This window comes from Curtobacterium sp. UNCCL17, from assembly GCF_000686685.1.
GTDB lineage: Bacteria > Actinomycetota > Actinomycetes > Actinomycetales > Microbacteriaceae > Curtobacterium > Curtobacterium flaccumfaciens.
This window is the reverse complement of record NZ_KK366001.1, coordinates 533,282-549,451: the sequence shown is the minus strand read 5'-3', so window position 1 is coordinate 549,451 and position 16,170 is coordinate 533,282. Positions and strand designations below refer to the sequence as shown.

Annotated in this window: 21 protein-coding genes; 4 read left to right on the top strand and 17 right to left on the bottom strand. The window is 70.7% G+C overall.

Annotated features, from left to right (window positions below; genetic code table 11):
- Positions 1 to 63: 63 nt before the first annotated feature.
- Positions 64 to 399 carry a DUF4229 domain-containing protein gene (locus tag BR70_RS20835; RefSeq protein ID WP_051596886.1) on the top strand — a complete coding sequence of 112 codons (336 nt, stop codon included), beginning with the start codon at positions 64 to 66 and terminating at the stop codon, positions 397 to 399.
- Positions 400 to 438: 39 nt separating this feature from the next.
- On the opposite strand, the gene BR70_RS0112500 is transcribed toward BR70_RS20835, so the two are convergent.
- Genes BR70_RS0112500 through BR70_RS0112485 form a run of 4 tightly spaced genes read right to left on the bottom strand, consistent with a single transcriptional unit; the run spans position 439 to position 3,926 of the window.
- The gene (locus BR70_RS0112500; RefSeq protein ID WP_027466351.1) at positions 439 to 1,440 is read right to left on the bottom strand and encodes a 1,4-dihydroxy-2-naphthoate polyprenyltransferase; all 1,002 of its coding nucleotides are present in this window, start codon (positions 1,438 to 1,440) and stop codon (positions 439 to 441) included.
- A 5-nt stretch (positions 1,441 to 1,445) separates the two neighbouring features.
- Positions 1,446 to 2,621, bottom strand: a complete 1,176-nt coding sequence (locus tag BR70_RS0112495; RefSeq protein WP_027466350.1) for an AMP-binding protein — start codon at positions 2,619 to 2,621, stop codon at positions 1,446 to 1,448.
- Positions 2,621 to 3,550, bottom strand: coding sequence for a 1,4-dihydroxy-2-naphthoyl-CoA synthase (locus tag BR70_RS0112490; RefSeq protein ID WP_027466349.1), 930 nt, complete (start codon positions 3,548 to 3,550; stop codon positions 2,621 to 2,623). The genes BR70_RS0112495 and BR70_RS0112490 overlap by 1 nt, the downstream gene beginning before the upstream one ends.
- Positions 3,551 to 3,581: 31 nt before the next feature.
- Positions 3,582 to 3,926, bottom strand: coding sequence for a hypothetical protein (locus BR70_RS0112485; RefSeq protein WP_027466348.1), 345 nt, complete (start codon positions 3,924 to 3,926; stop codon positions 3,582 to 3,584).
- 317 nt (positions 3,927 to 4,243) lie between these two features.
- On the opposite strand from BR70_RS0112485, the gene BR70_RS0112480 reads away from it, so the two are divergent.
- Entirely contained in the window at positions 4,244 to 5,233 is a 990-nt protein-coding gene (locus tag BR70_RS0112480; protein ID WP_035808835.1) for an o-succinylbenzoate synthase, read from the top strand.
- A gap of 290 nt (positions 5,234 to 5,523) precedes the next feature.
- On the opposite strand, the gene ccsB is transcribed toward BR70_RS0112480, so the two are convergent.
- The 6 genes from ccsB to BR70_RS0112450 all read right to left on the bottom strand — a co-directional run bounded on the left by ccsB (position 5,524) and on the right by BR70_RS0112450 (position 11,853).
- Complete coding sequence (gene ccsB / locus BR70_RS0112475) at positions 5,524 to 6,543, bottom strand: c-type cytochrome biogenesis protein CcsB (protein WP_027466346.1); 1,020 nt, start codon at positions 6,541 to 6,543, stop codon at positions 5,524 to 5,526.
- 5 nt (positions 6,544 to 6,548) lie between these two features.
- A complete protein-coding gene (gene resB / locus BR70_RS0112470; protein ID WP_027466345.1) occupies positions 6,549 to 8,273 on the bottom strand; it encodes a cytochrome c biogenesis protein ResB in 1,725 nt (574 codons plus the stop codon).
- Positions 8,257 to 8,955 carry a cytochrome c biogenesis CcdA family protein gene (locus tag BR70_RS0112465; RefSeq protein ID WP_051596949.1) on the bottom strand — a complete coding sequence of 233 codons (699 nt, stop codon included), beginning with the start codon at positions 8,953 to 8,955 and terminating at the stop codon, positions 8,257 to 8,259. Before BR70_RS0112465 ends, resB begins: the two co-directional genes overlap by 17 nt.
- Positions 8,956 to 9,000: 45 nt before the next feature.
- Entirely contained in the window at positions 9,001 to 9,639 is a 639-nt protein-coding gene (locus BR70_RS0112460) for a TlpA family protein disulfide reductase (protein WP_027466343.1), read from the bottom strand.
- The gene (locus tag BR70_RS0112455; protein ID WP_027466342.1) at positions 9,636 to 10,292 is read right to left on the bottom strand and encodes a histidine phosphatase family protein; all 657 of its coding nucleotides are present in this window, start codon (positions 10,290 to 10,292) and stop codon (positions 9,636 to 9,638) included. The genes BR70_RS0112460 and BR70_RS0112455 overlap by 4 nt, the downstream gene beginning before the upstream one ends.
- A gap of 67 nt (positions 10,293 to 10,359) precedes the next feature.
- Positions 10,360 to 11,853, bottom strand: coding sequence for a SulP family inorganic anion transporter (locus BR70_RS0112450; RefSeq protein ID WP_027466341.1), 1,494 nt, complete (start codon positions 11,851 to 11,853; stop codon positions 10,360 to 10,362).
- A gap of 42 nt (positions 11,854 to 11,895) precedes the next feature.
- Between BR70_RS0112450 and BR70_RS0112445 the strand changes: the two genes are divergently transcribed.
- Positions 11,896 to 12,297, top strand: coding sequence for a MerR family transcriptional regulator (locus BR70_RS0112445; protein WP_027466340.1), 402 nt, complete (start codon positions 11,896 to 11,898; stop codon positions 12,295 to 12,297).
- Here BR70_RS0112445 and BR70_RS0112440 read toward each other — a convergent pair.
- Both BR70_RS0112440 and BR70_RS0112435 read right to left on the bottom strand, forming a co-directional pair.
- On the bottom strand, positions 12,274 to 12,477 hold the full coding sequence (locus BR70_RS0112440) for a hypothetical protein (RefSeq protein WP_027466339.1): 204 nt from the start codon (positions 12,475 to 12,477) through the stop codon (positions 12,274 to 12,276). The two genes, BR70_RS0112445 and BR70_RS0112440, sit on opposite strands and share 24 nt — an antisense overlap.
- Positions 12,467 to 12,820 carry a hypothetical protein gene (locus tag BR70_RS0112435; RefSeq protein ID WP_027466338.1) on the bottom strand — a complete coding sequence of 118 codons (354 nt, stop codon included), beginning with the start codon at positions 12,818 to 12,820 and terminating at the stop codon, positions 12,467 to 12,469. Before BR70_RS0112435 ends, BR70_RS0112440 begins: the two co-directional genes overlap by 11 nt.
- Before the next feature lie 171 nt (positions 12,821 to 12,991).
- Between BR70_RS0112435 and aspS the strand changes: the two genes are divergently transcribed.
- Positions 12,992 to 14,332, top strand: a complete 1,341-nt coding sequence (aspS, locus tag BR70_RS0112430; RefSeq protein ID WP_027466337.1) for an aspartate--tRNA(Asn) ligase — start codon at positions 12,992 to 12,994, stop codon at positions 14,330 to 14,332.
- Between the two features lie 129 nt (positions 14,333 to 14,461).
- On the opposite strand, the gene BR70_RS0112425 is transcribed toward aspS, so the two are convergent.
- The 5 genes from BR70_RS0112425 to BR70_RS23625 form a co-directional block, all read right to left on the bottom strand.
- Positions 14,462 to 14,755 carry a Dabb family protein gene (locus tag BR70_RS0112425; protein WP_027466336.1) on the bottom strand — a complete coding sequence of 98 codons (294 nt, stop codon included), beginning with the start codon at positions 14,753 to 14,755 and terminating at the stop codon, positions 14,462 to 14,464.
- On the bottom strand, positions 14,752 to 15,006 hold the full coding sequence (locus tag BR70_RS0112420) for a glutaredoxin family protein (RefSeq protein ID WP_027466335.1): 255 nt from the start codon (positions 15,004 to 15,006) through the stop codon (positions 14,752 to 14,754). The genes BR70_RS0112425 and BR70_RS0112420 overlap by 4 nt, the downstream gene beginning before the upstream one ends.
- Before the next feature lie 87 nt (positions 15,007 to 15,093).
- Positions 15,094 to 15,192 (bottom strand): 30S ribosomal protein bS22, encoded by a 99-nt coding sequence (locus BR70_RS22870; protein ID WP_003792170.1) that lies wholly within the window; start codon positions 15,190 to 15,192, stop codon positions 15,094 to 15,096.
- 109 nt (positions 15,193 to 15,301) lie between these two features.
- On the bottom strand, positions 15,302 to 15,496 hold the full coding sequence (locus BR70_RS0112415; RefSeq protein ID WP_017888579.1) for a helix-turn-helix domain-containing protein: 195 nt from the start codon (positions 15,494 to 15,496) through the stop codon (positions 15,302 to 15,304).
- Positions 15,497 to 15,634: 138 nt separating this feature from the next.
- A complete protein-coding gene (locus BR70_RS23625; protein ID WP_051596885.1) occupies positions 15,635 to 16,150 on the bottom strand; it encodes an ArsR/SmtB family transcription factor in 516 nt (171 codons plus the stop codon).
- Between the last annotated feature and the right edge of the window lie 20 nt (positions 16,151 to 16,170).

Sequence of the window (16,170 nt, the reverse complement as noted above, 5' to 3'; positions counted from 1 at the left end):
GGTGAAGTCTAGGTCGCGACCCTGTGATGCCCCTGCCGGTCAGCGCTTCCGTAGACTCACCGTGTGAAAGCGTGGCTCCTGTACACCCTGGCTCGGCTCGGCATCTTCGTGGTGGCGCTCGTGCTCCTCCTGCTCCTGACGCCGATGCCGTGGTACTGGGCGACGATCGTGGCCGCCCTGGTGGGCCTGCTCGTCTCGTACATCGCCCTGGCCGGACTGCGCACGCAGGTGGCCCTGAGCCTGGCGAACCGCCGCGGCACCCCGGAGCGCGACGCCGACTCGGACTTCGAGGACGACTTCGTCGACGCCGCCGACTCCGACGCGGCGGCCACCCCGACGGACCGTCCGGTGTCCGACGCCGACCGGCACGGAACGCGCCGGGACACCGACGCCGACTGACCCCGGACGCGCGGCCGCCCGGTCGAGCAACCGGAACGGCTACGGCTGGACGGCCAGGGTGATCCCGAGCACCACGCCGAAGGCGAGCGAGGCGAACGACGACAGCTGCAGGGCCGTGATGAGCTCGCGGGGCTTCCGTGACGACACCCCGATCGCCAGTGCCGGCAGGGCCAGCAGCAGCGAGAAGTACGTGAAGCCCGTACGGAAGTACAGCAGCACGAACCAGAGCAGCACGACGTACGGCAGCATCAGGAACAGGCCGAAGAGGACGCGGGCCACCGGACGGCCGACGACCACGGCGAGCGTGCGCTTGCCCGCCAGCTGGTCCTCGTCGATGTCGCGGATGTTGTTCACCATCAGGACCGCGCAGGCGAAGAACCCGGCGGCGACGGCGGCTGCCCAGCCGTTGACGGTGACCTCGCGGATCTGCACGAACTGGGTGCCGAGCACGGCGACCAGTCCGAAGAAGACGAAGACGAAGACCTCGCCGAGGGCGTTGTACCCGTACGGCTTCTTGCCACCGGTGTAGAACCAGGCGGCGACGATGGCGGCGGCCCCCACGAGCAGCAGCCACCACAGCTGGGTGAGCAGCACGATGACCAGGCCGGCGACCGCGGCCAGGCCGAAGAACGTCAGGGCGACGGTGAGCACGGTCCGGGGCTTGGCCAGGCCGGCTCCGGTGAGTCGTGCCGGACCGACGCGGTACTGGTCGGTGCCGCGGACCCCGTCGGAGTAGTCGTTGCTGTAGTTCACGCCGATCTGCAGGAACAGCGCCACGGCCAGGGCGAGCAGCGCGACCGCGAGGTGGCCGTCCTTCGCCAGGTAGTCGCCGAAGTCGCCGGGCTCACCGCTGTCGACGAACGCGACGGCGGTGCCGAGCACGACCGGGACGACACCGAGGGTCAGGGTGCGCAGGCGTGCGCCGCCGATCCAGTCGCGCGCGGTCGCCTTCCGCTTGGTGCGGGCGGGGGCAGCGGCCTTCGCCGGGTTGCCGGACCGGCCCTGCTTCTGCGTCGAGTTCTTCGTTCGTGCCACGAGCACCGATCTTATTGCCGATGCGACCGCCCGGCGGCTCGCGGTCCCGACGAGCGGACTGGGTCGACGAGCGCCTGCACGGCCCGACGGTCGGGTTTGCCCGACGGCAGCATCGGGATCCGGTCCACCAGGACCACGTCGGCGGGGCGGGCGGCACGCCCCAGGGCGGCTCCGACGTGGGTACGCGCGGCCTCGAGGTCGAGCGGCTGCTCGGTGACGACGACCGGGACCTCGCCCCACTCCCCCGCCGAGCGCCGGGCGACGACAGCGCTCACCTGCCCGGGGAGCCCGCGGACGAGCCGTTCGACCGCACCGAGCTGGACCTTCTCACCGCCGGAGATCACCACGTCGTCGAGGCGTCCGAGCACGCGGACCACGCCGTCGGACAGGGTCGCGGTGTCCCCGGTCCGGTACCAGCGCAGCCCGTCCCGCTCGACGAAGGCCGACGCCGTGCGGGCGTCGTCGTCGAGGTACCCCTCGGCGAGCATCGGCCCGGCCAGGTGCAGCTCGCCGTCGACCAGCGCGGTGCGCACCGTGCCGAACGGGACGCCGTCGTACACGCATCCACCGCTCGTCTCGCTCGCACCGTACGTCGTCACGATCCGGACCCCGGCGTCGAGCGCCCGCTGCCGGAGCGGCGCCGGGGTGGCCTGCCCGCCGACCAGCACCGCGTCGAACCGGGCGAGCGCACGCATGGCGTCGGGGTCGTCGAGGACGCGTGCGAGCTGCACCGGCACCAAGGAGGTGTAGCGACGGGGCGCGGCCGGACCGACGACGAGCCGTTCGGCCGCCTCGGTGAACGCGGCGGCCGCGAAGTGCCCGGGTGGCACGACGACGGGGTCGGTGCCCGCGGTGATCGAGCGGGTCAGGACGTTGATGCCGGCGATGTAGTGCGTCGGCAGGGCGAGCACCCAGCGCCCGGGCCCACCGAGTGCCGCGTCCGCCGCGGCGGCACCGGCGAGGAGCGCCTCGGACGAGAGCGCCACCCGCTTGCCGGTGCCGGTGGACCCGCTCGTCTCGACCACCAGGGCGACCGCCTGACGGACCTCGGCCGGCGGTGGCGTCGGCAGTGCAGGAGCCCCCTCGGCGACGGGGAGCAGTGCGGGGCCGCCGGCGAGTGCTGCCTCCAGGCCGCGCAGCACGGCCGTCGGGTCCGACGTGCCGGTCGCGACCAGCGAACGGGGCATCAGTAGTGCCAGGGGAACGCGGTCCACTCGGGAGCGCGCTTCTCGAGGAACGAGTCGCGACCCTCGACGGCCTCGTCGGTGCCGTAGGCCAGCCGCGTGGCCTCGCCCGCGAACACCTGCTGGCCGACCATGCCGTCGTCCACGGCGTTGAACGCGTACTTGAGCATGCGGATCGCCGTCGGGGACTTGCCGAGCACGATCTCGCCCCAGCGGATCGCCTCCCGCTCCAGGTCGGCGTGCGGCACCACGGCGTTCACCGCACCCATCTCGTACGCGCGCTGGGCGGAGTACTCCTGCGCGAGGAAGAAGACCTCGCGGGCGAACTTCTGCCCGATCTGCTTGGCGTAGTAGGCGCTGCCGTAGCCGCCGTCGAACGAGCCGACGTCGGCATCGGTCTGCTTGAACTTCCCGTGCTCGGCGCTGGCGATGGTGAGGTCGCAGATCGCGTGCAGGGAGTGTCCGCCGCCCGCAGCCCAGCCGGGGACGACCGCGATGACGACCTTGGGCATCATCCGGATCAGGCGCTGGACCTCGAGGATGTGCAGCCGCCCCATGGACGCCTGTGCGGCCGCGGGGTCGACGCCCTCCGGCGGTGCACCCTCGTCGCCGACGTACTGGTAGCCGCTCCGCCCCCGGATGCGCTGGTCGCCGCCGGAGCAGAACGCCCACCCGCCGTCCTTCGGGCTCGGGCCGTTGCCGGTGAGCAGCACGACGCCGACACGGGGGTCCTGCCGGGCGTCGTCGAGGGCGCGGTACAGCTCGTCGACCGTGCGCGGGCGGAAGGCGTTGCGGACCTCGGGACGGTCGAAGGCGACCCGGACGATGCCCTTGGAGACGTGCTTGTGGTACGTGATGTCGGTGAACTGCTCCGCGATCGGAGCGGGGGTCCAGACGTCGGGGTCGAACAGGTCGGAGACGGGAGCAGCCATGCTCCCAACGTACCGCCGGGCGTCTGGCGGGTCAGGCGCCCATGTCGGTCAGGATCTCCGGCGCGACGAACACCATGATCACGATGAGGATCACGGGGTTCGCGAAGAACGCCAGGACGACCCCGACGGCGCCGTACCAGCGCCCGAACGAGCCGACGGCGGCGACGAACCCGAGCACGGCGGCGACGAGCGTCAGGAACACGACGACGAAGCAGATGCCGAAGGCGAAGTTCGTGTCACCGCCCATGAACACTGCGAAGGCACTGGCGTCCACCGCGGCGGAGACGACGGCGAGGCCGAGTGCGATCTTGCCGACGACGGGGTTGCGGCGCCTCGTGGCGCCCGTCTGCCGCACGTCGACGGTGTTGCGCTGCATGAGGCTGGCGAAGTCGTCGGAGTCGCGCCCGGCAGCCGCCGCGGGTCGAGCGCCCGCTGCCGGTCGGGCTGCCGCCGCTGGTCGGGCTGCGGCCGCCGATCTGGCTGCCGACGCCGGACGGGCCGCGGCGCCCGACGGGTCGGACGGGCGCTGCGATGCGCGTTGCTGTGCTGCGCGCTGCCGCGGATCCACCGCCACCGAGCCTCCATCGTCTTCGCGTCGTTCCCCTGCCGACCGAGGCCGACCGATGCATGCTAGTGCCCTGCCCTGGCGGTCCCCTCTGAGGAACCGGCGGGCCCCCTGGGTGCGGTGGGAGGATGGCGGACGTGCTCCCCGACCTCGCCGAACTCCTCGCCGACGCCCACGTGGTGGCCCTGCCGATGCGCGTGCGGTTCCGCGGCATCACCACGCGCGAGGCGGTCGTGCTGCGCGGCCCCGCAGGCTGGACCGAGTTCTCGCCGTTCGTCGAGTACGACGACGCCGAGGCCGCCGCCTGGCTGCGGGCCACCGTCGACTTCGGGTGGACGGACCACGAACCGGCCGCCGACTCCGTGCCGGTCAACGCCACCGTCCCGGCGATCGCCGCCGACGCCGTCGCCGACCTCCTCGCGCGGTACCCCGGGTGCACCACCGCCAAGGTCAAGGTCGCGGAGCCCGGCACGACGGTCGACGACGACGTCGCCCGTGTCGCCGCGGTCCGCCGGGTGATGGGGCCCGAGGCCGCGGTCCGGGTCGACGCGAACGGGCTGTGGAGCGTGGAGCAGGCGACTGCGGCGCTGGAGCGGCTCGCACCGTTCGACCTGCAGTACGCCGAGCAGCCCTGTGCGACGGTGCCCGAGCTCGCCGAGCTCCGGTCGCGCGTCGCCGGTCTCGGGGTCCGGGTCGCCGCGGACGAGAGCGTCCGGAAGGCGAGCGACCCCCTCGCCGTCGCCCGGGCCGGTGCCGCCGACGTCCTGGTCGTGAAGGCCCAGCCGCTCGGCGGGATCAGCGCGGCCCGTGCCGTCATCGCCGACGCCGGGTTGCCATGCGTCGTCTCCAGCGCGCTCGACACCTCGGTCGGGCTCGGGATGGGAGCGTTCCTGGCCGCCGCGGCGATGACCCCCGGGTACGCCGCAGGGCTCGGGACGGCGGTGATGTTCGCCGGGGACGTCACGGCCGATCCCCTGTTGCCGGTCGGCGGTCGGGTGCCGGTACGCCGGGTCGACGTCGCGCCCGAGCTGGTGGAGCGCTCCGCCGCGTCGCCGGAGCGCACGGCGTGGTGGCGTGCGCGGGTGTCCCGCGTGCACGCACTGCTCGCCGCCGGGTAGCGCACCCGCCGCGTCCTCGCGAGACGCCGTCGTCTCCGCAGGACGCCGGCGTCTCCTTTCGGCGCCGCCACGTCATCGAGACGCCGCCACGTCATCGAGGCGCCGCCGAGTCATCGAGACACCGCCGAAACCTGCGGCGTCTCGCCGACGACGCGGCGTCCCACCGACACGACGGCGTCTTCCTGGCCGTGCACGCGACCCGACGACGGACGGGAGGCACGGTGCCAGCTGGCACCGTGCCTCCCGTCCGTCGTGGTCGCGACCAGGGCCGCATCAGCGACCCACGCGGCTCACAGCCCCGAGTAGCTGTGCAGGCCCTTGAAGAAGACGTTCACGACCGAGAAGTTGAACATCACCGCAGCGAAGCCGATGAGGGCCAGCCAGGACGACCGCGCACCGCGCCAGCCACGGGTCGCACGGGCGTGGATGTAGCCCGCGTAGACGACCCAGATGATGAAGGTCCAGACCTCTTTCGTGTCCCAGCCCCAGTAGCGGCCCCAGGCGCGTTCCGCCCAGATCGCACCGGCGATGAGGGTGAAGGTCCAGAGGACGAAGCCGACGAGCAGGACGCGGTAGGTCAGGACCTCGAGTCGGTCGGCGTCGGGCAGCGTCGCCATGAAGCGGAGCTTGCCGGAGGCCGTGCGGCCCTGGCGGTACGTCTGCACGAGCTGCGCCACCGCGAGCCCCGCGCCGAGCGCGAAGAACCCGGTGCCGGCGATGGCCACGAAGACGTGGATGACCAGCCAGTACGACTGCAGGGCCGGCTGCAGCGGGACGACGGGGACCCAGTAGTTCACCGTCGCGATGCCGAGCAGGATGATCGTCAGGCCGGTGATGAAGACACCGAGGAACTTCAGGTTCTGCCAGAACTGCACGAGCAGGAAGATCAGGGTGATCAGCGCCGTGCCGGTCAGCGAGAACTCGAACATGTTGCCCCACGGCACACGGTCGGCCGCGATGCCGCGGAGGACGACCGAGGCGACGTGCAGGACGAGCGCGAGGATCGTCATCGCCATGCCGACGCGCTCGAACTTCGTGCCGCGGCCGGCCGAGCCGCCCGACGGCGGTGCGGCGACCTGCTCGAGCACGACGGTGCCGCCGCGGACGGTCGCGACCGTCTTCGCGCCGACTGCCGACGCGGCGCTGGCCGCGTCGGACGAGCTGTCGTCGGCGTCCGCGTTCTTCGCCGCGGCCGTGACCTCGCCGGAGCGTTTGGCCATGTCGAGGGCGAACGAGATGAACGCGACCACGTACACCGCCATCGCGGAGTACGTGAGCACGACCGAGTAGGTCGCGAGGTTCGTGGTCATGTCGTTCACTGGGGCATCCTAACTCCGAGGTCCGACGTGTGGCGCTGTGCGATGTCCGCGACGGCCCGTTCGAGGTTCGGGTCCTCGCCGCGTGCGAGTCCGGCGTACTCGAGGTCGTACTCGCCGCCCTGCGCGTCGCGACGCGGGACGACCTTCACCCAGACGCGGCGGCGCGGGACGAACAGCGAGGTGAGCAGACCGAGGGTGGAGAGCAGGGCGAACCCGCCCACCCAGAGCTGCGAGGGGTCGTGGTGGACGTCCAGGGAGACGTACCGCTTGACGCCGTCGAAGGTGATCGACCCGGCGCCCTCCGGCAGCTTCTTCGTCTGGCCGGGCTCGAGCGCGATGCTCGCGGTGTCCGACTGCCGACCGGCGATCTGGTCGAGGCCCTTGGTGCTCAGCGTGTACACGCTCTGCGGCACACCGCTGTCGAGCCCGAGGTCACCCGTGTAGACCTGCAGCGTCAGCAGCGGGTTCTGGGTGTCCGGGTAGGCACTCGAGTACGCGCCGCTCGCGAGCTTCGATGCCGTGGGGTAGAAGAACCCGACCATGCCGAGCTGGTCCGGCTTCGCGTCCGGCACCTTGATGACGCCGGTGGAGGTGTAGTTCGCGTCCTCCGGCAGGAACGGCACGACGTCCTTGAACGCCACGTTCCCGTCGCCGTCACGCACCGTGACCTGCATCGCGTAGCCGTTGCCGAGCAGGTAGACGTTCGTGCCGCCGACGTGCAGCGGGTCGTTCACACCGAGGCGGCTCGTCTTCGGCTCGCCGCCCTTCTCGGTGCTCGTGACGGTGGCCGAGTAGTCGAGCGCCTGGCCGAGGGCGTCGAGGTTGCGCTCCTCGTACTTCGTCACGAACTTGTCGAGGCGCAGGTTGTAGCCCTTGAGGTCGGTCTGCTGGAACCAGCGACCGGGGTTGAACGAGTCGTACGAGCCGAGCACGTTCGAGAAGGTCTGCCCCTCGACCAGCAGGCGCTGTCCGGTGAAGCCGAAACCGCCGCCGACACCGACCGCCAGGAGCACCCCGACGAGGGCGGCGTGGAACACCAGGTTGCCGGTCTCGCGCAGGTAGCCGCGCTCCGCACTCACCGAGTCGCCGAACCGCTCGACGCGGTACCCGGACCGCTTCAGGATCGCCATCGCACGCGTCACCGCGTGCTCGGCGGACGGGAGGCCCGTGGTCGCGTCGATCCCGGTCGTCCCGTCGATCATCGCGTCGGGTTGCACCGCCACGGTGCGGAAGCCCGCCAGTCGCGTCAGGCGCGCGGGGGTCTTCGGCGGACGGGTCCGCAGGGCCTGCCAGTGGTGCTTCGTGCGGGGCACGATGCAGCCGATGAGCGAGATGAAGAGCAGCAGGTAGATCGCGGAGAACCACACCGAGGTGTAGGTGTCGAAGACCTGGAGCTTGTCGAGGACCGGGTAGAGCTGCGGGTGGTCCGCCTTGTACTGCACGACGCCGTTCGGGTCGGCGGTGCGCTGCGGGACGAGCGAGCCCGGGATCGCCGCGAGGGCGAGCAGCATGAGCAGGAACAGCGCCGTGCGCATGCTCGTCAGCTGGCGCCAGAAGAACCGGAGGTACCCGACGAAGCCGAGCTTCGGCTGGTTGATGCCACCGTCGGTGGGGCCGGAGCCGTCGACGTGGTCGGACGGTCGCTGCGGGTCGGAGGCGCTGTCGGCCCCGTCGCCTGCGCCCGTCGGGATGTGCTCGTTGAGGTCAGACCGCGGGGACAAAGCTCTGGATCACCGCCCCGACGCTCGACATGACGGCCGACCAGATACCGGTGACCATGAGCAGACCGATGACGATCAGGATCGCTCCTCCGATGATGTTGACGGTGCGCATGTGACGCTTCACCGCCGCGATGGCCCCCGTGGCCCAGCCGGCGCCGAGGGCGACGAGGACGAACGGGATGCCGAGCCCGAGGCAGTACGCCACCCCGAGCCACATGCCCTGCCAGGCGCTGCCCGACTGCACGCTGAGCAGGTTGATGGCCGCCAGGGTCGGGCCGAGGCACGGGGTCCAGCCGAGGCCGAACACGATGCCGAGCAGGGGGGCACCGAGGAGCCCCGTGGCCGGGGTCCAGCTGGGCTTGATGGTGCGCTGCAGGAACGTGAACCGACCGACGAACACCAGGCCCATCGCGATCACGACGACCCCGAGGATCTGCGTGATGAGGTCGCGCCACCGCACGAGCCAGAAGCCGAGCGCCCCGAACACCGTCGTGTACGCCACGAACACCGCGGTGAACCCGGCGATGAACAGCAGCACGCCGAGCACCACGCGGCCCCGACGCTGCCCGCCCTCGGCGACTCCGCCGACGTACCCGAGGTACCCCGGAACGAGCGGCAGCACGCACGGGGACAGGAACGACACGAGCCCGGCGAGCGCCGCCACGGGCAGCGCCACGGTCATCTGGCCGCTCAGGATCGCGTCGGCGAAGGGATTGGAGGTCACGGGTCAGGAGGCCTTGCCGGCGTCGAGCTCGTCGCTGACCAGGGTCTTCAGGATGCTCGTGCCGTCGATCGCGCCGAGGACCCGGGCGGCGACGCGGCCCTTGGTGTCGAGGACGATCGTGGCGGGCACCGCGTTCGGTGCGATCTGCCCGGACATCGCGAGCTGCATCGTGCCCGTGCGCTGATCGAGGACGGTCGGGTACTGCACGTCGAAGGTGCGCTCGAAGGCGGCCGCGGTCGCTGCTTCGTCGCGGACGTTGACACCGATGAACGCGACGTCGTCGGCGCCGGCGTACTCGTCGTGCACCTGGTTGAGGTACTTCGCCTCGGCACGGCACGGCGGGCAGCTGGCGTACCAGAAGTTCAGGACGACGACCTTGCCACGGAGGTCCTTCGACGAGACGGTGTCGCCGTTCGAGTCCTCGGCCCGGAAGGTGACCGGGTCGGTGCGGTCCTTCGCGGAGACCTCGGTCACGGCGCCGTCGCCGGAGATGTAGTTCTGGGTCGTGCCGTTGCCGTACTGCTTCGCGATGCCGCCGCTGTCCGACGAGCACCCGGACAGGACGAGGACTGCGGCCACGGCCGTCGCTGCGAGGACCGCGAACCGCTTGCTGATGACGCGCACACTGCTCGTGCTGTTCACACTGCTCCTTCGTCGACGGCGGTCGCGCGCAGTTCCTGCGCGGGGTCCGCGTACCCGACCTCGGTGAACCGACCGGTCGACGTGGCGGGCACACGTTCGACGGTGGTGATGCTCGACAGGTCGCAGCGGCGCTTGCGCGGGTCGTGCCACAGGGGTTCCCCCGCGAGCTTCCGGTGGACCATCCAGATCGGCAGCTGGTGACTGACCAGCACGACGTCGCCCTCGTCCACGCTCTCCCACGCCGTGGTCATCGCCGCGAGCATGCGGTTGGCGATGGACTCGTACGCCTCGCCCCAGCTGGGACGCAGCGGGTTCGCGATCCACGGCCACTCCGCCGGGCGGCCGAGCGAGCGCTTCGTGAACCCGGGGGGCTGCCCCTCGTAGCGGTTCGTCGGTTCGATCAGGCGCTCGTCGAGCGCCACGTCGAGCCCGTAGGCGGCCGACCAGGGCGCGGCGGACTCCTGCGTGCGCTGCAGCGGGGACGCGACGATCCGACGCACGTCGACGCCGGCGTCCTTCCAGGCGGTGGCGGAGGCCTGGGCCATCCGCGTGCCGAGGTCACTCAGCCCGAAGCCCGGGAGCCGGCCGTAGAGGACGCGGCCCGGGTTGTGCACCTCTCCGTGCCGGACGAGGTGGAGACGGGTCGCGGGCATGGGTTCCAGTGTAGGTCGCCCGCGGTTCCCACCGCCCCCTCAGGTGATTCACCGGATGCGGAAGCACTCAGCCGCCGAGCTCACCGGAGAGCCGCCCGTGCAGCGCGATCGACCCCGTGTTGAGGTTCACCACCTCGACGGTCGACCCGTGCTTCGCGAACCGCTGTTCGACCCCGTCGAGCGCCGCGACCGTGGACGCGTCGAACACGTGGGCGTCGGCCAGGTCGATGATCACGTGCTCCGGGTCCTCGGCGTAGGAGAACCGTGTGACGAGGTCGTTCGACGAGGCGAAGAACAGCGCCCCGCGGACCCGGTACCGCACGGTGCGGTCGTCGACCGGCTCGCGGACCACGGTCACCACGTGCGCCACCCGTCGGGCGAAGACCAGGGCCGCCACGACCACGCCGACGAGCACCCCGGTGGCGAGGTTCTCGGTCACGACGACCACCACGACGGTGACGAGCATGACCGCGGTCTCGCCGAGCGGCATCCGTCGGAGGGTGCGCGGTCGGATGCTGTGCCAGTCGAAGGTCGCGACGCAGACCATGAGCATGACCGCCGTCAGTGCCGCCATCGGGATCTGGGCAACCAGGTCGTGGAGCACGATCGTCAGGACCAGCACCGAGACGCCGGCCGCGAAGGTCGAGACGCGGGTCCGGGCACCCGCGGTCTTCACGTTGATCACCGTCTGGCCGATCATCGCGCAGCCGCCGGTCCCGCCGAAGAAGGCGGACGCGATGTTCGCGACGCCCTGACCCCACGACTCGCGCCACTTGCTCGAGCCCGTCTCCGTGATGGAGTCGACGAGCTGCGCGGTGAGCAGGGTCTCGATCAGGCCGACGATCGCGACACCGAACGCGTACGGGGCGATGATCTGCAGCGTCTCGAAGGTGAACGGCGTCGTGATGCCGCCGAAGCCCGGGAGCGCTGTCGGCAGGGCGCCCTCGTCGCCGACCGTCGGCACGGCGATGCTGAACACCATCGTGAGGCCCGTGACGACGACCACAGCGATGAGCGGCGCGGGGACCGCCTTCGTCAGGAACGGGAAGCCGACGATGATCGCGATGCCGAGCACGGTCAGCGGCCAGACGACGAACGGGACGTCGTCGCCGAGCAGGTTCGGCAGCTGGGCGGTGAAGATGAGGATGGCCAGGGCGTTCACGAACGCGACGTTGACGCTGCGCGGGATGAAGCGCATCAGTCGTGCCACCCCGAGGAACCCGAGCACGAGCTGGAACACGCCACCCAGCACGATCGCGGGCACCAGGTACTCGATCCCGTGCTCCCGGACGAGCGGGGCGATGACGAGCGCCACCGAGCCGGCTGCGGCGGAGATCATCGCCGGGCGACCGCCGACGATCGAGATCACGATCGCGATGACGACGCTCGAGAACAGCCCGACCGCGGGATCGACCCCGGCGACGACGGAGAACGAGATCGCCTCGGGGATGAGGGCCAGCGCGGTGACGATGCCGGCCAGGACCTCTCGGGTGAGCATGCGGGGCGAGCGGAGGGCGGCGAGGACGCTCGGGGCCGTCGGCGCGTGTGTGATCACGGACATCGATCGGAACTCTACCCTCACGTGAGGGTAGAGTCGTACTCCGTGAGCACCAGCGACGTCCCCGACACGATGCACATCGGCGAACTCGCCGACCGCGCCGGCATGTCCCTGCGCACCATCCGGCACTACGACGAGGTCGGGCTGCTCGTACCGAGCGGCCGCACCACCGGCGGGTTCCGGGTCTACACGGCGCAGGACCTCGATCGGTTGCTCGTGATCCGCCGGATGAAGCCGCTCGGGTTCACCCTCGACGAGATGGCCGAGCTGCTCCGCGTGGTCGACGCCCTCGCGACGAAGGACCCCGAGGACGAACCAGCGCTGGCGGCCCGCCTCGACGCGTACCTCGAGGACGCCCGAGCCCGCCACGCCAAGCTCGTCGAACGGGCCGGCATGGCCGAGGAGTTCATCGGCACGCTCGGGTCACTCCGCGCTTCGCTCCCCTGAACGCTCGTACCGTGCGAGCCATCGCCGTTCTGCCTCGGCAGCTTCTTCCGGGGTGTACTCCAGGCGGGCTTCCACCCGCTCGAACATGGCGATCATCTTCCGCGCCTTCCGTTTCGGGTACGCGTCGAGGATGACCTGGTTGAGCCGGACCTGAGCGCGCCGACGTTCCTCACCCGTCATGTGCATGAACATCCGTTGCATCGCGTACCTCTTTTCCGAGTGTTCGTACCAGGACACTCACACCCGGATCATCGACCCGTCCATGAATCTGCATGTCGTACATCGCTCCAGCGACCATCCGACCGATCTCGGCTTTGCCGACGTCGTCGGACGAGACCATCTCGGCCGCCCAGACGACCTGTTGCCACACGTACGCTCGCTCGGTCGCGCGCTGCTCTCGCCGCCACCGCATGAACGACCAGATCGTCGCCGTCGTGGTGCCGCCGAGCGCCATCAACGACGCGACGACCGTCGCGACCGCCGCAGGCGGCCAGGTCGCGAGCTCCCCTGTCCCCGTCCCCACCCGGTCCCCCTCTCGTCCCGCGACCCGGCCACGTCGAGAACGCTACGGAGTCCACGCGCGCCGCCACGGGCCTCCCGGCATTCGGTGGAGAACGCCGGACGCAGGCGGCCGTGTGGAGGAAGGGACCCTGCCGCCCACGCCCCCGGACGCAGGCGGTTAGACTCGACCACCGTGATCGAACGCACCCGCATCGCCGACCTGGCAGCCCTCCCCGACGGTCCCGTCTCCGTGGCCGGATGGGTCGAGACCGTCCGAGACCAGAAGAAGGTGCAGTTCGTCGTGCTGCGCGACGAGACCGGCGCCGTCCAGCTCGTGAACCCGGCGACGCGCGAGGCCGAGGACGGCGACGACGCCGCACAGTCCGCGCTCGCGACCACCAACGAGATCTCCGGCCTGGCGCACGGCACCTTCGTGCACGTCACGGGCACGCTGAAGCACGACGAGCGCGTGAAGCTCGGCGGGCTCGAGGTCAAGATCGGTGCGCTGCAGGTGGTGAGCGCCGCGATCCCGGAGACCCCGATCGCCGACGACTCGTCGCTCGACAAGCGTCTCGACTGGCGCTTCCTCGACCTGCGCAACCGCAAGCAGAACCTGATCTTCCGCATCCAGACGACGCTGGAGCACGCGTTCCGCACGTACTGGGTCGACCGCGACTACATCGAGATCCACACCCCGAAGCTCATGGCGTCGGCGTCCGAGTCGCGCGCCGAGCTGTTCCAGCTCGAGTACTTCGAGACGACCGCCTACCTGGCCCAGTCGCCGCAGAACTTCAAGCAGATGGCACAGCCGGCCGGCTTCGGCGCCGTGTTCGAGATCGCCGACGCCTTCCGCGCCGACCCCTCGTTCACGAGCCGCCACGCGACCGAGTTCACCAGCGTCGACGCCGAGTTCTCGTGGATCGAGTCCCACGAGGACGTCATGGCGATGCACGAAGAGGTCCTGGTCGCCGGCATCACCGCCGTCAAGGAGAAGTACGGCAAGGACATCGCCGAGGTCTTCGGCTTCGAGCTGCAGGTCCCCGCGACGCCGTTCCCCCGCGTGACCCTGGCCGACGCGCGCAAGATCGTCGCCGACAGCGGCTACGACGTCGTCCGCGCCGACGGTGACCTGGACCCCGAGGGCGAGCGCCGCGTCGCCGCCTGGGCGAAGGAGCACCACGGCTCCGAGTTCGTGTTCGTCACCGAGTACGACGCCTCGATCCGGCCGTACTACCACATGCGGAAGCCCGGCGACCCGTCGGTCACCAACAGCTACGACCTCATCTTCAACGGCGCCGAGATCTCCACGGGTGCCCAGCGTGAGCACCGCGTCGACGTGCTCGAGGCGCAGGCCGTCGAGAAGGGCCTCGACCCGGAGGAGCTCGGCTGGTACCTCGACTTCTTCCGCTACGGCGTCCCGCCGCACGGCGGCTTCGGCATGGGCCTCGCGCGCGTGCTGATGCTCATGCTCGGTGAGCCGTCGATCCGCGAGGTCACGTACCTGTTCCGTGGCCCGACGCGCCTGACCCCGTAGGTCCCGCGCTGCGCGGCACCGCCGCGCACATGGTGAGCAGCAATGGTCGCCTCCCGATGCGGGAGGCGACCATTGCTGCTCACGAAGCGCGCGACGCGAAGCGACGAGCGCTCGGACTGGAGGCCCGGCTCAGCTCTGCCAGTCGATGGCGGCCCGCGCCGTGACCAGTTCGCGGATCGCCGCTGCCGCGGCCTGGTGCTCCGGGTGCACCTGGTACGCATCGAGCCCGGCGAGGTCGTCGAAGCTGGCGACGACGGCGACGTCGTGGTTCTTGTCCGGGTAGGCGACGTTCTCGACGACCTCGAGCGAGCGGATCGACTCGACGGTGCCGACCAGACCGGTCAGGAGTTCGCGGATGCGGGCGATCGACGCGGTGCGGTCGACGTCGGTCCGCAGGGACCAGGAGACGACGTGGGAGATCATGCGCGGGCCTCGGCCTTCTCGAGCGCACGTGCGAGCCGGTCGGCGTTGACGTGCCAGTTGCTGTGGACGCGCCCGTCGATCAGCACGACGGGGATGTCCTCCGCGTACTCCTGGCGGAGGGCGTCGTCGTCCAGGATCGAGCGTTCCTGCAGGGTGACCCCCGGGTGGTCGGCGACGACGCGTTCGACCACGGGTCGGGCGTCGTCACAGAGGTGGCATCCGGGCTTCGTCAGGAACGTCACTGCGGGCATGGTCCCAGCGTAGTCCGGGAACGCGAAAGCCCCGGCGAACCGGGGCTTCTCGTGCAGGTCCTCCGACCTGCGCAGACCTGTGAGGGTCTACTTCTTGTTGCGGCGCTGGTGACGCGTCTTGCGAAGGAGCTTGCGGTGCTTCTTCTTCGCCATGCGCTTACGACGCTTCTTGATGACAGAACCCATGTGGACCTCGCTCGGACTGATGCTGATGTACGGACACCGGGCCGAAGAGACCGCGGAAAATCAACCTGCCCGAGTCTACCGGCTGCCCGCTGTGATGTCGAACGCGCGCTCAGCCGACGTCCGCCACGCCACCGCGCAGCACGTCGGCGACGGCCGACTCGGGGACGCGGAAGGAGCGGCCGAAGCGGATGGCGGGGAGCTCACCGGCGTGCACCATCCGGTACACGGTCATCTTCGAGACGCGCATCATCTCGGCGACCTCAGCGACGGTGAGGAAGCGCACGTCGTCGAAACTGCCGGTCATGGTCCGCCTTCGGGGCTCGCACGCGCGCTGCGCACGGGAGTGGTGTGACCTGTGTGGTCAGTGGCAACTGTAGAGGCGCGTGCGACCCGGTGTCCAGGATCAGTCCGCGGCCGGTGCCCACCGGCCGTGCGGCAGGGCTCAGTCCTCGTCACCCCGGCGGGTGAAGCGCTTGCGGCTGCGGTCGACGACGCGCTCCCAGCCCTGCTGCGCTCCGGAGATCGCCGCGGTGGCCCGGTACGACGCCTCGGCCATCACACGGCCGAGTTCCGTGCCCACCTCGACGGTCGCCTTGCCGGCCGTGCCGTTCCGGCGGATCGACACCGGCTGGCCGTCCGGCGTCCACGCGGTGGTGGCCGGGGTGCCGTCGGCGTCGACCGCGCCCGTGAACGGCAGGACCCAGTCCTCCAGGTGCACGAGCGGCTCCGGGTCGAGCCGGTAGTAGCGGTGCTGCCCTTCTTCGCGACTGGTGACGAGCCCGATGTCGCGCAGGACACGCAGGTGCTTCGACACCGTGGGCTGACTGACCCCGAGGCGTTCGACGAGCTGGCCGACGCTGAGCTCCCCGCCGGTGACGTCCGAACCGTAGGCGGACAACAGCGTGCCGAGCAGCTCGCGCCGGGTCGGGTCCGCCACGACGGAGAAGATGTCGGCCATGGGGCAAGGCTAGCCGGGGC

Excerpts from the sequence above, each read along its gene's own strand:
- BR70_RS0112455 (WP_027466342.1), bottom strand. The coding sequence starts at position 10,292 with ATGCCCGCGACCCGTCTCCACCTCGTCCGGCACGGAGAGGTGCACAAC.
- BR70_RS0112415 (WP_017888579.1), bottom strand. The coding sequence starts at position 15,496 with ATGACCGGCAGTTTCGACGACGTGCGCTTCCTCACCGTCGCTGAGGTC.
- ccsB (WP_027466346.1), bottom strand. The coding sequence starts at position 6,543 with ATGACCACGAACCTCGCGACCTACTCGGTCGTGCTCACGTACTCCGCG.
- BR70_RS0112495 (WP_027466350.1), bottom strand. The coding sequence starts at position 2,621 with ATGCCCCGTTCGCTGGTCGCGACCGGCACGTCGGACCCGACGGCCGTG.
- BR70_RS0112450 (WP_027466341.1), bottom strand. The coding sequence starts at position 11,853 with ATGTCCGTGATCACACACGCGCCGACGGCCCCGAGCGTCCTCGCCGCC.
- BR70_RS0112465 (WP_051596949.1), bottom strand. The coding sequence starts at position 8,955 with ATGACCGTGGCGCTGCCCGTGGCGGCGCTCGCCGGGCTCGTGTCGTTC.
- BR70_RS23625 (WP_051596885.1), bottom strand. The coding sequence starts at position 16,150 with ATGGCCGACATCTTCTCCGTCGTGGCGGACCCGACCCGGCGCGAGCTG.
- BR70_RS0112425 (WP_027466336.1), bottom strand. The coding sequence starts at position 14,755 with ATGATCTCCCACGTCGTCTCCTGGTCCCTGCGGACCGACGTCGACCGC.
- BR70_RS0112490 (WP_027466349.1), bottom strand. The coding sequence starts at position 3,550 with ATGGCTGCTCCCGTCTCCGACCTGTTCGACCCCGACGTCTGGACCCCC.
- BR70_RS22870 (WP_003792170.1), bottom strand. The coding sequence starts at position 15,192 with ATGGGTTCTGTCATCAAGAAGCGTCGTAAGCGCATGGCGAAGAAGAAG.
- BR70_RS0112440 (WP_027466339.1), bottom strand. The coding sequence starts at position 12,477 with ATGACGGGTGAGGAACGTCGGCGCGCTCAGGTCCGGCTCAACCAGGTC.
- BR70_RS0112420 (WP_027466335.1), bottom strand. The coding sequence starts at position 15,006 with ATGCCCGCAGTGACGTTCCTGACGAAGCCCGGATGCCACCTCTGTGAC.
- BR70_RS0112480 (WP_035808835.1), top strand. The coding sequence starts at position 4,244 with ATGGCGGACGTGCTCCCCGACCTCGCCGAACTCCTCGCCGACGCCCAC.
- BR70_RS0112485 (WP_027466348.1), bottom strand. The coding sequence starts at position 3,926 with ATGCAGCGCAACACCGTCGACGTGCGGCAGACGGGCGCCACGAGGCGC.